This is a genomic window from Vagococcus carniphilus (assembly GCF_014397115.1).
In the GTDB taxonomy this organism is placed as follows: domain Bacteria; phylum Bacillota; class Bacilli; order Lactobacillales; family Vagococcaceae; genus Vagococcus; species Vagococcus carniphilus.
This window is the reverse complement of the sequence record NZ_CP060720.1, coordinates 1034331-1049856: the sequence shown is the minus strand read 5'-3', so window position 1 is coordinate 1049856 and position 15526 is coordinate 1034331. Positions and strand designations below refer to the sequence as shown.

Below are 15526 nucleotides of genomic sequence, written 5' to 3'. Positions count from 1 at the left end.
TTTCCTAACCTCTTTTTATCTAGTTTTTAATATAACTTAGAATGCCATTTGCGTGTATTTTCTTTATTAGTTCCTACTTGGGTTGTTTCTTTTGTTAGACCTGTTGTTGATTTTATATCTTCTACAATATCAGTTTGTTTTAAAACTTCTCTGTAGTTGAATAATTGGTCTTTAATTTTTTCTTTTAAATCTGCCATTTTACATTCCTCCTTATTTCTCATTACTAAGGATAACATAATAAAAAAAAGCTAACAAATAATTGTTAGCTTTAAAACTGGGCTAGCTGGATTCGAACCAACGAGTGACGGAGTCAAAGTCCGTTGCCTTACCGCTTGGCTATAGCCCAAAAATAAAAAATGGAGGGGGGCAGATTCGAACTGCCGAACCCTAAGGAGCGGATTTACAGTCCGCCGCGTTTAGCCACTTCGCTACCCCTCCAGCTTGTCGTGTTAAAAACCCGACTTCATAATAATACATAACTTTTCAACATAATGCAAGCTTTTTTTTTTAATTATGTAAATTCCAGTTTCTCAAAACTTCTTCATAGCCTTGATCCATTGTTTTAGCAATACCTACAAAGCTTTCTTCACTTTTGATTTCGTATTTTGAACTGTCTACTTCCAAGACTTCACCAATCATTTTTTTACCAATAAATAACTGATGACATACGATTGTTTTACCGTCTTTAATAGTTTCTGTTTCTTTAATTTCTACTTCAACAGGTTTATTTTTTCGCATCATATTTCACCTCTCAATATCTTAACTTATTGAGAATATCATATTTTATCTATTTTGTTAAGTCGAAGATAAAAATATTTCAAAACTAAATAAAGAGATTAACCTATTTGCCAACCTCTTTACTTCATTATCTTTGAACTGTTTGAATAGAAGACAAGACATCATAGTTATTTTCTTGAAGAATTTTCTTAATAAACTCACTGTCTTCAGATGTTGTTTGAACAACTATTACTGGTATTTCTTTATTTCGATACACCACAATTTGAACAATGTTTAAGTGGTTATCACTAAAAAGTTGTGTTAAACGAGCTAGTACCCCTTCATGATCTTCTTCTATTCTGATTGAAACTCTAGTACCTGGTTCTTTATAACCTGTAATATTTAAGAAAGCATCAAATATATCGTTATTCGTTATAATACCTACAATTTCATCAGTATCATTTAAAACAGGTAAAACATTCACTTTTTTGGTTCTCATTGTAAAAATTGCATCTTCTAAAAGGCAATCTTCTTTAATCGTTTCGATTTTTTTTATCATAACATCGTCAACAATTGTTTTATTCAGTAAATAATTAGCTTCATAAACACTTAAACTTGTTGCTTTTGAAGGCATTGCTTCTTGAATTGTTCCTTCTGTAATCAGTCCAACTAACCGTTTGTTTTCAACAACTGGTAATCGATGAATATCATATTCTTTCATCAATTCAACAACATCAAATATTTTAGTTTTTTTATCAATTGTAATCAAGTCCTGAGACATATAATCTTTTACTAACATACCTTATCCTCCTAAATACGCTTTTTGAATTTCTGAGCTACCTAACAATTCCTCTCCTGTACCTTCTAATACAACTTTTCCAGTTTCTAATACATATCCTCTATCAGCAATACTTAAAGCCATTTTAGCATTTTGTTCAATGAGTAAAACCGTTGTTCCTTGTTTATTAATCTCTTCAATAATAGAGAAAATTTCTCTAATAAAAATAGGTGCAAGCCCCATTGAAGGTTCATCTAACAATAATAGTTTTGGTCGAGACATTAATGCTCTTCCCATTGCTAACATTTGCTGTTCACCGCCTGAAAGAGTAGAGGCATCTTGATGTTTTCTTTCCGCTAAAATTGGAAATCGTTCAAAAATAGTTGCTAGAATAGTTTCACTTTCTTTTTTGTCCGTATATAAAAAAGCACCTAATTCAAGATTTTCCATAACTGTCATTCCTGTAAAAACATGACGTCCTTCTGGTACTTGAACCAATCCACTACTCACAATCTTAGGAGATGTTTCTTTTTCAATTGATTTTCCTTGGAAACTAATGATTCCTTTACTTGGTCTAATAAGTCCTGAAATAGTTCTTAGTATAGTTGTTTTTCCAGCTCCATTGGCACCAATTAAACTGACTATCTCTCCTTCATTCACTTCAAAATTAATGTCCTTTACAGCTTGAATCATGCCATAAGAGACAGACAAATTCTCAACTTTCAGCATTATAATTCACCACCTAAATACGCTTTTATTACTCGTTCATTGGTTTTGATTTCTTCTGGTTTTCCTTCAGCAATCAATTGACCATACTCTAGTACATAAATCCTTTCACACACATCCATTACAAGAGACATGTCATGTTCAATTAATAAAATAGTAAGATCAAACTCTTTTTGAATTCGTTTGATTAATTCCGTTAATTCTGCCGTTTCTTGAGGATTCATCCCAGCGGCTGGTTCATCTAGAAATAATATTTTAGGTTCTGTCGCTAACGCCCTAACTATCTCTAATCTCCTTTGTTCACCGTAAGAAAGATTTTTAGCTTTGCTATCTTTTTTTTCCGACAAATCAAAAATAGCTAGCAATTCATAAGCTTTTTCTTTTATTTTTTTCTCTGATGTATAAAAACTTGGCAATCTTAGAAGGCTCGTTAAAACACCAACTTGTTGTTTTCCTGTCATTGCTATTAGCACATTGTCTAAGACTGATAGTTCTTTGAATAAGCGAATATTCTGGAACGTTCGACTTAATCCTTTATTAGCAATTTTAAATGGTTTAATGCCATTTAAGCGCTCCTCTTCTTTTTCAGTAGTTAGAAGAACATCTCCTTCACTAGGTTCATAAACACCTGTCAACAGATTAAATAAAGTTGTTTTTCCTGCCCCGTTTGGTCCAATCAAACCAACTAATTCATTCGTTTCTAACGTAAGGTTAACATTTGAAACAGCTGCTAACCCACCAAAATTTTTCGTTAAATTATTTACTTTTAGAAGTGACATTCATTCGTCCTCCTTTATCGAATAATTTTTTAAATGACCACTCTTTTGTTCCGAGTAAGCCAGTTGGTTTAAAAATCATAACTACTACTAAAGCTAGAGCATAAATGATCATTCTTAATGCTCCTGCATCTTGTAAGAACATATTTAAAAATCCTAACGCAATAGCAGCAATAAAAGTTCCTGTAATACTTCCAACACCACCAAATACGACAATAATTAAAATATCAATTGATTTCATAAAATCAAAATTTTGAGGAACAATTGTTTGAATATAACTTGTATATAAACCACCTGCAACAGCAGCTGTCATAGCTCCTATAACAAAGGCAATCACTTTATACTTGGTTGTATTAACTCCCATCGATTCTGCCGCAATTTCATTTTCTCTAACTGCTAGAGTTGCTCTACCAGCTGGACTATTAATAAAATTGGTTGTAATCAATGTTGTTACACAGACAGTAAAATAGACCATTCCCCAGTTAACAAAGGGTGTAATGCCAAATAAGCCTGCTGGACCATTAGTAACACTATCAAAATTCATAATAACAGTTCGAATAATCTCAGATACCCCTAATGTCGCAATTGCTAAATAATCTCCCGATAAACGCAACGTTGGAATACCAACTAAAAGAGCTACTAATCCTGAAATAATAGCACCTACTACAACACCAGTTAAAAAGCCTGTGAACGTCGGATTTTTTAAAGATAGAATGGCTGTAGCGTAGGCTCCTATTGCCATAAAACCAGCATGACCCAAAGAAAATTGTCCCGAAACTCCAATGACCAAATTTAAGCCTACTGCTAAAATAATATTAATTCCAATCATTACTAATGTGGTTTCAATGACAGGTGACATGAGACCAACAAAATACATAATAGCTAAGAAAATAAATGTAACACTCATCAGTAGAAGCCAAGATACATTGCTTTTTAAGTTCTCCTTCATCTCTTTCACCTACACTTTCTCTTTCACATTTTTACCAAGTAAACCAGCAGGGCGGACAAGTAATACGATTATAAGAATACCGTATACAACGGCATCTCTATAAGCAGTAAAACCTAGAGCACTAACAAAAGTTTCGATAATGCCGATGACAAACCCACCTAGAGCTGCTCCTGGAATAATACCAATACCACCAAACACTGCTGCAATAAATGCTTTAAGTCCTGGGGCAACCCCCATCATTGGATCAATGCTGTTGTAGTAAAGACCGATTAAAATACCACCAGCAGCAGCTAAGGAAGATCCAATTGCAAAAGTAAAGGAAATAGTATGATTTACATTAATGCCCATTAATTGAGCTGCATCAGCATCGACACTAACAGCTCTCATAGCTTTTCCCATTTTTGTATATTTTACAATAAACTGTAGCAGAATCATCAAGACAACAGAAGTTGTTAAAATCATCAATTGAATATTACTAATTGTAAAAAGACCCACATCATAGTTTTTATTTTGAATCATTTGTGGAAAAGGTCTTGTGTCTGCACCAATAAAATAAATCATTAAAGACTGAATTAAAAAAGAGACACCAATTGCTGTAATTAAGGCTGCAATTCTAGTGGAGTTTCTTAATGGCCTATAAGCCAAGTACTCAATTAAAACACCTAAAACAGAGCAAACAGCCATTGCAATTAATAAAGTTGGTATCAAACCAAGTTTAAATTGATTTGTTACAAAATAACCAACAAATGCTCCCATCATATAAACTTCGCCATGAGCGAAATTAATTAATTTAATAATTCCGTAAACCATCGTATAACCCAAAGCTAGTAAAGCATAGATACTACCTAAGGATAAACCGTTAACCAACTGTTGAAATACATCCATCTCAACATCCCTCCTTTATCTTTCTATGGATTAACCACATCAGCAGATGCTTCTTTTCCATCTTTAACCCCAATAACAACTGCAGGTTTTTTAGGATTATGATTTTTATCCATACTCATTTTTCCTGTTACTCCGTCAAAATCTTTTAATTCCGCAAGTTCTTTTGCTAGTTTTTCACTATCAATTTCTCCTGCTTTTTCCATTGATTCAGCAATCATGTACATTGAATCATAGGCTAAAGCATTAAAAGAACTTGGCGTCTTTTTATATTTCTTTTTGAACGCTTGAATAAAGTGTTCCACCCGTTCAGAACTTGGTGCATTCTCTGAAAAGTGGGCTGTATAATAAATTTCGTTCATATTTTCTTTACCAGCAATTCCGATTAATTTTTCATCTGAGAACCCATCTGCACCTAAGATGGGTTGTTCAATTCCCATTTCTCTTGCCTGTTTAATAATCAATCCTGCCTCTTCGTAATATCCTGGTAAATAAATAAAATCAAAATCTTTATCTTTAATCTTAGTTAAGATTGCTTTGTAATCTTTATCCTTTTGATTAAATTTTTCATCAGCAACGATATCTCCCTTAAAAGTATTTTTAAAGGAAGAAGTTAATCCTTTTGCATAGTCACTGGAAACATCACCAATGATAACTGCCTTGTTAGCTCCTAAATTTTGAGTGGCATAATTAGCTAAGATAACTCCTTGAAAAGAATCTTGAAAACAAGCTCTAAACATAAATTCTTGAATACGATCATTTAAAACGGTAATCGTATCATCTGTTCCAGAAGGTGTAATAGCAGGAACTTTAGACTTAGTAATATTAGGAATTTCAGCTTTACTAGCACCTGACGTCGCTGGACCAATAATTGCGACTACTTCCTCTTTCGTTGTTAAATTAGCTGCTACTGCTGCTGATTCTGCCGTATCTGATTTATTATCTTTAATAACTAGCTCGACTTTTTTACCGTTGATTCCACCTTTTTGATTAATCTCTTCAACGGCTAACTCTATACCATCTTTTTCCTGATTACCATAAGCAGCTACTGCGCCTGATAATTCTAAATTTAAACCAATTTTGATTGTCTCCGCATTTTTTTTATTTTTCTTAAGCTGGTCTGGATTTCCTCCACCAGGAATACCACAACTAGTTAACAAGAATAAACTAGCAATAAACATGAAACTTCTTTTTTTCATAACAACTCTCCTCTGCTATTTTGAATAATTAACATTTGTTAATAAGATGTTTTCAATTATAATCATTCTCTAATCTTATGTCAACAGAATTTTCTGACAATTCAAACAAATAAAAAAACAGCTATTAGCTGTTTTCTTTTTCAGATTTTGTATATGGCCCTCTGTAGGTTTCATCAGGATTTTTTCGTAACGTAAATTTAGGTGGTACATAGTCGACGCCACCTTTTACAAATGGATGACACCTTAGAATCCTTCCTGTTCCCATAATAAAGCCCTTAATAGCTCCGTGATAGTTTATTGCATCTATCATATACTGAGAACAAGTTGGATGATAACGACAACTTCTTGGAAACAAAGGAGAAATAAATCGTTGATAAAAACGAACAGGTGCAATAAATATTTTTTTTAACATAAAATGGTTTTCCACCTTTTTCTTTATCTAAAAAAGATTGACTTAAAATAGCCAATCTTAACATTTTATTCATTTTATTTTAGAAAATCTAAGATATGATTCCATGTGTCAGGATTAAAAGCATCAGAACTTTGCCCCTTACCTAAAAACACGTAACCTATAAAAATACCAGTAAAAAACAGAACGGCTAAGAGTACAATTGCCAATAATACAAGAACTACTTGCGATATAACTCGTTTTGTTATTGAACTCATTTAACTGCTCCTAACTTGATTACTTATTTAACTGCTTGTTTATCAGCAGTTGCTTTTGTATTTTCGTTAGTATTAATTCGTTCCACGTTAGCTCCTAATGCTTGAAGTTTCTTATGGAATTTATAATACCCACGATCTAAATATTCTAAATGATGTACTCTTGTTATTCCTTCTGCTACTAATCCTGCAATAATTAGCGCAGCCGCCGCACGAAGGTCAGTTGCTGACACTTCAGCTCCTTGTAATCCTAAAACACCATCAATATAGGCAACATTACCTGATACTCTAAACTTAGCACCCATACGTTTCATTTCTTCTAAGTGTTGGAATCTATTTTCAAAAACAGTCTCTGAAAGGACACTTGAACCACTTGCTAATGTCATTAAAACACTCATTTGAGCTTGCATATCAGTTGGGAACCCTGGATGAGGTAATGTTGTTACGTCTGTTGGTAAAAGCACATCCGGACCAATGACGCGAATTCCTTCCGCTTCTTCTGTTACTGATACACCCATTTCTAATAATTTAGAAATTAATGGACGGTTATGCTCCATCAGTCCTTCTTTAATAAGAACATTACCACCAGTAACAGCAGCAGCTACCATAAATGTACCAGCTTCAATTCTATCTTGTACGACAGCATGTTCTGTTCCTGTTAAAGAAGTAACGCCCTCAATTCGAATCATTTCAGTTCCGGCACCTGTAATTTTAGCTCCCATTTTATTAAGGTAAATAGCTAAATCAACAATTTCAGGTTCTCTAGCCACATTTTCAATGACTGTTGTTCCTTTTGCTTTAACTGCTGCCATCATGATATTTTGAGTTGCTCCAACACTTGGAAAATCCAAATAAATTCTAGCACCTTTTAATTCATCAGCTTTTGCTTCAATATAACCATTTGTTTGCGTAATCGTTGCACCTAATGCTTGGAATCCTTTTAAATGTAAGTCAATTGGACGTTTACCAATAGCACAACCTCCTGGCATAGCTACTTTAGCATGTCCAGTTCTTGCTAAAAGTGGTCCCATAACCACGATTGAGGCTCTCATTTGACTAACATATTCAAATGGTGCTTCTACTTCTAATTCTCTTGTTGCGTTAATTTTAATAGTATTATTTTCTTGATTAAAGTCAATATCTGTATTTAAATATTTAATAACATTATTCATCATAAATACATCTGATAAGATAGGGGCATTTGTAATAGTTGTTTCACCTTTATCTGCAAGTAAAGCACCTGCTAAAATTGGTAAGACAGCATTTTTAGCTCCCTCTATTTTTACTTGTCCTGACAGCTTATTGCCGTTTTGAACTTCAATATACTCCATAATTTCTCCCTCCAAAATTTCTGGAATTAATTTCAAATCTCAATTATTATACCATGACACTATACAAAATGGTATTTTTTATTCTCGGTTTCATAAAATAGAGGTTTTAAGAAAAGATTCCTTGAAGTAAATCACGAGTTAAAAACATCACTTCCATAAAGAAATTACTAGCATTATAGCCAATTAAAATAGCTAATAAAACATACGTTAATCTAATTTGTTTATAGTATTGTTGTCCTTTTTTGAAAACGTTATCTAACCTTAGAGACTGCAATCCCCAGAAAGCTAGATAGATAAAAGCAAAATGACTAAAAATTCTTACTAGTGTATCAACTCCGTACAAAAAAAAACCACCTTTCATTCGTTTCTCATTCATCATTTTAACGAGAAATAAACAAAAGGTAAAGTTTTTTTTAAGATTATCTATTTAAGCTTAAAATATGATTTATAACCCACATTTTAATTGAATTTTACAATGAGTACATGTACTGCATCCACCTATCTCTTCAATTGTTCCTTCATGACAAAACGGACAAAGATTGGATTCAGTATCAGAACTTTTAATGTCTATAATTGTTTGTTTCTTTTCATTAACCGTTGCTATCTCGGTATCATTGTTAACAAGTTTATTAGAGTCATTTTCCTCTGCTGTTAAAGTTAATACTTGCGAATCTCTGCTACCATCAACATAGACTGTACCACCTTTAGCCCCTCCTTTATAAAGAGATTCATAAATATCAGCAACTTGTCTGACACTATAACCACTAGGGGCATTTACAGTTTTTGAAATAGAGCTATCCACCCATTTTTGAATGGTACATTGTACATCCACATGCTCTTGTGGTGATAAATCCATTGCTGAAACAAAATGGTCTGGTAATGTATCTTCATTCATAGATCCATGATATTTCTGATATTCTTTAACAATATCTGCTTTTACTTCAATAAATTTACCTAAACGTCCACTTCTAAAGTATGAGAATGAAAAATACGGTTCTAATCCTGTGGACACGCCAACCATTGTTCCAGTTGAGCCAGTTGGAGCAACTGTTAACAAATGAGAGTTACGAATACCGTGAGATAAAATTCCTTGTTTTATATGTTCAGGCATTTTTTTCATATAGCCTGTCGCAATAAATTGTTCCCTTAATTCTCTTGTTTCTTCTTCTGTTTTGCCAATTAAAAATGGAAAACTTCCTTTTTCTTTTGCCAACTCAATTGATGTTTCATAAGCAGCTACAGCCATTGTTTCAAAAACTTCCTCAACTAGTTGATTTCCAGTTTTTGAACCATATGATTTATCACAATAAATTAACATGTCTGCTAGTCCCATAACACCAAGCCCAATTCTTCTTTCCCCTTTGGCTTGTTTTTTATTAGGTTCCAAGAAGTATGGAGTAGCATCAATTACATTATCTTGAAAACGAACACTTGTCTTAACTGCTTCAATTAAACGATCTTTTTTAATTGTTTTCGTCTCTTTGTCAACCATCTTAGCTAAGTTGATTGCAGCTAAGTTACAAACTGCATATGGAGTTAAAGGTTGTTCTCCACAAGGATTAGTTGCTACAACTGTCTGATTATATGCTGTTGCATTAGTCATTTCATTTGCGTTATCAATAAAGAATATACCTGGTTCTGCAGAATATGTTGCACAAAAAGTAATTAATTCCCATAATTCACGAGCTTTAATGGTTCGATAAACTTTTACTTTCCGACCTGATTCTTCCCATTTTCGAACATCTCCAATAGTTGACCAATTCTCATCATAATCAGCCATTTCTTCTGCATTATAGTTTTCGACATCTGGAAATTTCAAATCATAAAGAGCATCTCTTTCTACTGCACTCATAAATTCACGAGTTAAACAAATAGAAATATTCGCACCTGTTAAAAATTCTTTTTCTTTAATATCATAAGTTCCATTATCTTTTAATTTTTGCTTTGCTTCAGTCACAAAATTATTTTGACTTAATTTTAATAATTCTTCAGATTCAACTAATTTCTCTAAAGCTAGTCTTTCATCTTCCACTAGTGGTTTAAAATCAAGTTTTTCTTCTGCTAGTGATTTAATATACTGACTTGAAGAAGTTGCAATCAAATGACGTAAAACATTTTGATTTTGAATTTTTGATATAACAAACTCAAAAACATCAGGATGCCAATCAGCTAACATAATCATTTGAGCACCACGACGACTACCACCTTGTTCAACCAAATGAGTCAAGTTAGCTAAATCATTTAACCAAGATACTGCACCTGATGACTTACCATTAACGCCATGAACAATTGCTGATCTAGGTCTTAGAGTAGATCCATTGGTTCCCACTCCTCCACCGCGACTCATAATTTCCATAACTTCTTGTCTATGTTTAGCTAGCCCATCTCTTGAATCATGAATAAATGGCATAACAAAACAATTGAAGTAGGTGACATTCGAATTAGTTCCTGCACCGTATAAAACACGTCCAGCAGGTATTAATTGTTGACTTAATAACTGATGATAAAAACGTTCAAAATAAATCACTCGTTTTTCTTCTTTTTCTTGATCAGCCATTCCCTTTGCCACACGTTTTGCTATTTGCTCATAAAATAACTCAAGTGGTTTCTCAATTTCTTCTTTTCTCTTTGAAATCAAGCCAGTTTCTTTTGCCTGTTCTCCTGGCAACTGTTCTTTATATTGATCTTCTACTTTGATTAAGACTTCATTATCTGTCATCGATTGAACAATTCCTAAACCTCTAACAGGATAATTTGGGTCTTCTTTTACTGTTAAAACGACTAAATCATTTTTTGAGAGCGTTTCATTATAAATATCTTTAAAAGAATAACGGTCTAACATGACTAATCTTGAAATGCCTTCAAATTCGATATGCATTTCCTCTGTTACAGGAAACACCTCTTTAAATTGTTTTATATCTTGATTTATTTTTTGAATATATTTTAAATTTAACATTCTTATTCCCCCATCAACAAAATCATAAGAACACCATATATAGTATTCTTTAATTATTTTAACACTATATATAGTTAAATCAAGGGTTGAATTTTCTTTATTTTTATGCACAACAAAAAAAGATCTAGAAAACAATTTGTCCTCTAGATCTTTTAATAGAATCATATTAACGAATAAAAAATTTGAAAGATTAGTTTCTTCCTCTTTTATTAGCTACGTTTAATCGGTTAACGGCACGCACTAAAGCAATTTCAGCACGACCTAAATCGATATCATGATCTTTTGTTTCTTTAGCTTTTTGAATTTTAGCCTCGGCTCTTTCTTTAGCTTCTTCAGCACGAGAGACATCAATGTTATGCTCAGTTTCTGCACTATTGGCAAGAACTGATACAACGTTATCTCGAATCTCGATAATTCCTCCATTAACGGCAACCCAATCTGAACTACCACCATCTTCTTCAGTTAAATCAATGCGGACTGCATCGATATTTAAAGGAGATATAAGTGGTGAGTGATTTGGTAAAACCCCTAGGGAACCTGCTTGAGTACTCGCTACTAAAAATTTAGCTTGATGATGATAAATGACACCATCTGGCGTTACGATATCAACTGTGAAGGAACTCATTTTTAATTACCTCCTTCTTAATATCCTAATTTCTCAGCTTTTTCAATTGCTTCTTCGATACGGCCAACACTTCTGAAAGCTTCTTCGGGTAAGTTATCGTGTTTACCATCTAATATTTCTCTAAAGCCTTTAATCGTTTCGTGAAGTGGCACATAACTACCTGGTTGACCAGTAAACTGTTCTGCCACGTGGAAGTTTTGTGATAAGAAGAATTGAATTCTTCTTGCACGACCAACGACAACTTTTTCGTCATCAGATAATTCATCCATACCTAAGATAGCAATAATATCTTGTAATTCTTTATAACGTTGTAATAGACGTTGAACCTCTGTTGCCACTTTATAATGCTCTTCGCCTACGATACCAGGCTCTAGGGCACTAGAAGATGACGCTAAAGGATCTACCGCAGGATAAATACCTTGTTCTGCTAAACGTCTTTCTAAGTTAGTTGTTGCATCTAAATGGGCAAATGCTGTTGCCGGAGCCGGATCCGTATAGTCATCGGCTGGAACATAAATTGCTTGAATAGATGTAATCGAACCATCCTTAGTTGATGTAATACGCTCTTGTAATTGTCCCATTTCAGTAGCAAGCGTTGGTTGGTAACCAACGGCAGAAGGCATACGTCCTAAAAGGGCAGAAACTTCTGAACCTGCTTGTGTGAAGCGGAAAATATTATCAATAAATAGTAACACATCTTGTTTTTCTTGGTCACGGAAATACTCAGCCATTGTTAAACCAGTTAACGCAACACGCATTCTGGCACCAGGTGGCTCATTCATCTGACCAAACACCATGGCAGTTTTCTTAATAACGCCAGAGTCTTTCATCTCATAGTAAAGGTCATTACCTTCACGCGTTCTTTCACCTACACCAGCAAATACAGAAATACCACCCAATTCTTGAGCAATATTATTAATCAACTCTTGGATTAATACTGTTTTACCAACTCCGGCACCACCAAACAGACCAACTTTACCACCTTTTAAATAAGGAGCTAAAAGGTCAATAACTTTGATACCTGTTTGAAGAACTTCTGAGTCTGTACTTAAATTTTCATATGACGGTGCTTCTGTATGGATTGCTTTTTTCTCCATTGTCTCAGGAAGAGGTCCATCTAAGTCGATAGGTTCTCCTAATACGTTAAACACACGTCCTAAAGTTTCTCTACCTACTGGAACACTAATAGCAGAACCAGTATGTAGAACTTCCATTCCACGTTGTAATCCATCAGTGGATTCCATAGCGATGGTTCTAACAACGCCATCACCCATTTCAATTGTTACCTCAAGGACTACTTTTTGTTTGTTTTCTGATTTATAAACAACTAAAGCATCATTGATATCTGGTAATGATTGATCTAACGGAAAAGCCACATCAACAACGGGACCAATTACTTGGACTATTTTTCCGATTTTCATTTTCCAAATTCCTCCCCGTTAATCTTCTAAAGCTGCTGCTCCACCGACAATTTCGGTAATTTCTTCTGTGATTGCTGCTTGTCTAGCTCTGTTAAATGAGATTGTCAAATCATCAATAATATTACTTGCGTTTTCTGTCGCACTCTTCATCGCTGTCATACGAGCAGCATGCTCAGCAGTTTTAGAATCTAACACTGCTCCGTAGATTAAACTCTCAGCGTATAGGGGCAGTAATGTATTCAAAATTGCATCTTCAGAAGGTTCAAGAATATAATCTTGTTCATAAGATGTTGCTTCTTTCGAATCCAAATCTTCAATAGGTAACATTTTTTCTGCACGGAATGCAGAAGATAATGTATTAACATGATGATTGTAACATACGTACAATTCATCAAACATTTCATTGTTATACATTTGAATCGCTGAATTTACAATTTTACGAACTTCATTATAGCTTGGATGGTCACTAAGACCTCTTAATTCATAAGCAACTGGAATGTCTCTATGTTTAAAGAAATCTGCACCAGTTCCTCCAATAGACATGATAACAACTTCGTTTTGATCTTCATGATCATTTTGAAGTAATTCAATCGTATTTTTGATAACCGAGCTGTTGTAACCACCTGCTAAACCTTTATCTGAAGTGATAATAATATAGCCTGTTTTTTTTACTGGACGAGCAATCAATAACTTATGGTACATTTCCATGTTATCTTCAAAACTAGAAAAATCCGCATTTTCAATTGCTTGCAACTGAGAAGATGCTAAATGAGTTGTAATACTTCTAACTTTGGAAGCATACTCTTGAAAACGTCTAGATGATTGTTCAGATTTTGTCAATTTGGAAGCTGCTACCATTTGCATAGCACTTGTAATTTGACTCGTCTTTTTAGTTGAAGCTATTCTCTTTTTAATATCTATAAGGGAACCGCCCATACTCAATCACCACTTTCTAGGATTGTGTTAATTCGTCTGCTACTGAAAACTGACTAGAACTAAAAATCTCTTTAAATTCATCAATTGCTTTATTGATGTCTTCTGGATTAGGTAAATTCTTAGTATTTTTAATTGTATCAAAAATAGCAGGATAGTTGTTTCCTACGTATTCAAATAATTCACCTTCAAAACGAAGAATATCAGAAACTGGGATAGTATCTAAATAACCGTTTGTTAACGCATAAAGAATTAAAACTTGTTTTTCAACGCCAATTGGCTCATGAACATTTTGTTTTAAAACTTCAACAGTACGTTTACCACGGTTCAATTTAGCTTGAGTTGCCGCATCTAAATCAGAACCAAATTGAGTAAATGCTTCTAATTCACGATAACTTGCTAAATCAATACGTAATGTACCAGCTACTTTTTTCATCGCTTTAATTTGTGCTGATCCACCAACACGTGATACAGAAAGACCTGCATCAATCGCTGGACGAACACCTGAGTAGAACAGATCACTTTCTAAGAAGATTTGTCCATCAGTGATAGAAATAACGTTTGTTGGGATATAAGCTGAAATATCTCCGGCTTGGGTTTCAACGAATGGTAAAGCTGTCATTGAACCGCCACCTAAAGAATCATTTAACTTAGCTGCTCTTTCTAATAAACGAGAGTGCAAGTAGAATACATCCCCTGGGAACGCTTCACGACCTGGTGGTCTTCTAAGTAATAATGAAATCTCACGATAAGCTGCTGCTTGTTTTGATAAATCATCATAAACAACTAAAACGTGTTTTCCGTTATACATAAATTCTTCACCCATTGCAGCTCCAGCATATGGCGCTAAATAAAGTAGCGGTGCTGGTTGAGAAGCTGCAGCAGATACAACAATGGTATAATCCATTGCACCATATTTTTTAAGTGTTTCCACTTGGTTTCTTACAGTAGATTCTTTTTGTCCAATAGCCACGTAAATACAGATCATATTTTCATCTTTTTGGTTAATGATTGTATCAATAGCCACAGATGTTTTACCTGTTTTACGGTCTCCAATGATTAACTCACGTTGACCACGGCCGATTGGAACCAATGCATCAATCGCTTTAATCCCTGTTTGTAATGGTTCAGCAACTGATTTACGATCCATAACACCAGGAGCAATTGCTTCAATTGGTCTTGATTTTCTTGTTTTGATTTCACCCATACCATCAATTGCTTGACCTAATGGATTAACAACTCGCCCGATAAGAGCGTCCCCTACTGGAACCTCCATGATACGACCAGTACGTTTCACTTTATCGCCTTCACGAATTTCTTGGTATTTACCTAAAATGATAATACCAACACTATCAGACTCTAAGTTTTGAGCCATACCGAATACACCGTTGTCAAATTCTAATAACTCACCTGACATGGCATTCTCTAAACCGTAAGCACGTGCAATACCATCCCCAACGTAAGAGACAGTACCAACTTCGTCTACCGTTAAAGATTCTTCGTATTTAGCAAGCTGTTGTTTTATATGCGAACTAATTTCTTCCGCTTTAATACTCATGTATTTCACCTC

The 15526-nt window shown here is 34.2% G+C and carries 17 protein-coding genes and 2 tRNA genes; all 19 read right to left on the bottom strand.

Features of this window, described 5'->3' with window-relative positions; all coding sequences use genetic code 11:
- Positions 1-26 precede the first annotated feature (26 nt).
- The 19 genes from H9L18_RS05265 to atpA all read right to left on the bottom strand — a co-directional run bounded on the left by H9L18_RS05265 (position 27) and on the right by atpA (position 15514).
- Positions 27-197 carry a hypothetical protein gene (locus H9L18_RS05265; protein WP_185847486.1) on the bottom strand — a complete coding sequence of 57 codons (171 nt, stop codon included), beginning with the start codon at positions 195-197 and terminating at the stop codon, positions 27-29.
- 77 nt (positions 198-274) lie between these two features.
- Positions 275-346: transfer RNA gene (locus H9L18_RS05260), tRNA-Gln, on the bottom strand.
- A gap of 11 nt (positions 347-357) precedes the next feature.
- Positions 358-438 (bottom strand) — tRNA-Tyr (locus H9L18_RS05255).
- A 69-nt stretch (positions 439-507) separates the two neighbouring features.
- The gene (locus H9L18_RS05250; protein ID WP_126794163.1) at positions 508-741 is read right to left on the bottom strand and encodes a DUF2969 domain-containing protein; all 234 of its coding nucleotides are present in this window, start codon (positions 739-741) and stop codon (positions 508-510) included.
- Positions 742-865: 124 nt separating this feature from the next.
- Positions 866-1516, bottom strand: coding sequence for a CBS and ACT domain-containing protein (locus H9L18_RS05245; protein ID WP_126794166.1), 651 nt, complete (start codon positions 1514-1516; stop codon positions 866-868).
- A 3-nt stretch (positions 1517-1519) separates the two neighbouring features.
- On the bottom strand, positions 1520-2230 hold the full coding sequence (locus H9L18_RS05240; RefSeq protein ID WP_126794169.1) for an ABC transporter ATP-binding protein: 711 nt from the start codon (positions 2228-2230) through the stop codon (positions 1520-1522).
- Positions 2224-3000 (bottom strand): ABC transporter ATP-binding protein, encoded by a 777-nt coding sequence (locus H9L18_RS05235; RefSeq protein ID WP_126794172.1) that lies wholly within the window; start codon positions 2998-3000, stop codon positions 2224-2226. The genes H9L18_RS05240 and H9L18_RS05235 overlap by 7 nt, the downstream gene beginning before the upstream one ends.
- Positions 2978-3946 (bottom strand): branched-chain amino acid ABC transporter permease, encoded by a 969-nt coding sequence (locus H9L18_RS05230; RefSeq protein ID WP_126794263.1) that lies wholly within the window; start codon positions 3944-3946, stop codon positions 2978-2980. Before H9L18_RS05230 ends, H9L18_RS05235 begins: the two co-directional genes overlap by 23 nt.
- Before the next feature lie 9 nt (positions 3947-3955).
- Positions 3956-4831 (bottom strand): branched-chain amino acid ABC transporter permease, encoded by an 876-nt coding sequence (locus H9L18_RS05225; RefSeq protein WP_126794175.1) that lies wholly within the window; start codon positions 4829-4831, stop codon positions 3956-3958.
- A gap of 23 nt (positions 4832-4854) precedes the next feature.
- Entirely contained in the window at positions 4855-6027 is a 1173-nt protein-coding gene (locus H9L18_RS05220) for an ABC transporter substrate-binding protein (RefSeq protein ID WP_126794178.1), read from the bottom strand.
- Between the two features lie 124 nt (positions 6028-6151).
- Entirely contained in the window at positions 6152-6439 is a 288-nt protein-coding gene (yidD, locus tag H9L18_RS05215) for a membrane protein insertion efficiency factor YidD (protein ID WP_126794181.1), read from the bottom strand.
- A 74-nt stretch (positions 6440-6513) separates the two neighbouring features.
- Entirely contained in the window at positions 6514-6693 is a 180-nt protein-coding gene (locus H9L18_RS05210; RefSeq protein WP_126794185.1) for a DNA-directed RNA polymerase subunit beta, read from the bottom strand.
- Between the two features lie 23 nt (positions 6694-6716).
- Positions 6717-8021, bottom strand: a complete 1305-nt coding sequence (gene murA / locus H9L18_RS05205; RefSeq protein ID WP_126794188.1) for a UDP-N-acetylglucosamine 1-carboxyvinyltransferase — start codon at positions 8019-8021, stop codon at positions 6717-6719.
- Between the two features lie 106 nt (positions 8022-8127).
- Positions 8128-8364: a DUF1146 family protein gene (locus H9L18_RS05200; protein ID WP_246433312.1), complete on the bottom strand. Its 237-nt coding sequence runs from the start codon at positions 8362-8364 to the stop codon at positions 8128-8130.
- A gap of 102 nt (positions 8365-8466) precedes the next feature.
- Positions 8467-10977, bottom strand: coding sequence for a vitamin B12-dependent ribonucleotide reductase (locus tag H9L18_RS05195; RefSeq protein WP_126794194.1), 2511 nt, complete (start codon positions 10975-10977; stop codon positions 8467-8469).
- A 190-nt stretch (positions 10978-11167) separates the two neighbouring features.
- Complete coding sequence (locus tag H9L18_RS05190) at positions 11168-11602, bottom strand: F0F1 ATP synthase subunit epsilon (RefSeq protein WP_126794197.1); 435 nt, start codon at positions 11600-11602, stop codon at positions 11168-11170.
- Between the two features lie 17 nt (positions 11603-11619).
- Positions 11620-13023, bottom strand: a complete 1404-nt coding sequence (gene atpD / locus H9L18_RS05185; protein WP_126794200.1) for a F0F1 ATP synthase subunit beta — start codon at positions 13021-13023, stop codon at positions 11620-11622.
- A gap of 18 nt (positions 13024-13041) precedes the next feature.
- Entirely contained in the window at positions 13042-13959 is a 918-nt protein-coding gene (locus H9L18_RS05180; protein WP_126794203.1) for a F0F1 ATP synthase subunit gamma, read from the bottom strand.
- 16 nt (positions 13960-13975) lie between these two features.
- A complete protein-coding gene (gene atpA / locus H9L18_RS05175; protein WP_126794206.1) occupies positions 13976-15514 on the bottom strand; it encodes a F0F1 ATP synthase subunit alpha in 1539 nt (512 codons plus the stop codon).
- Positions 15515-15526 lie beyond the last annotated feature (12 nt).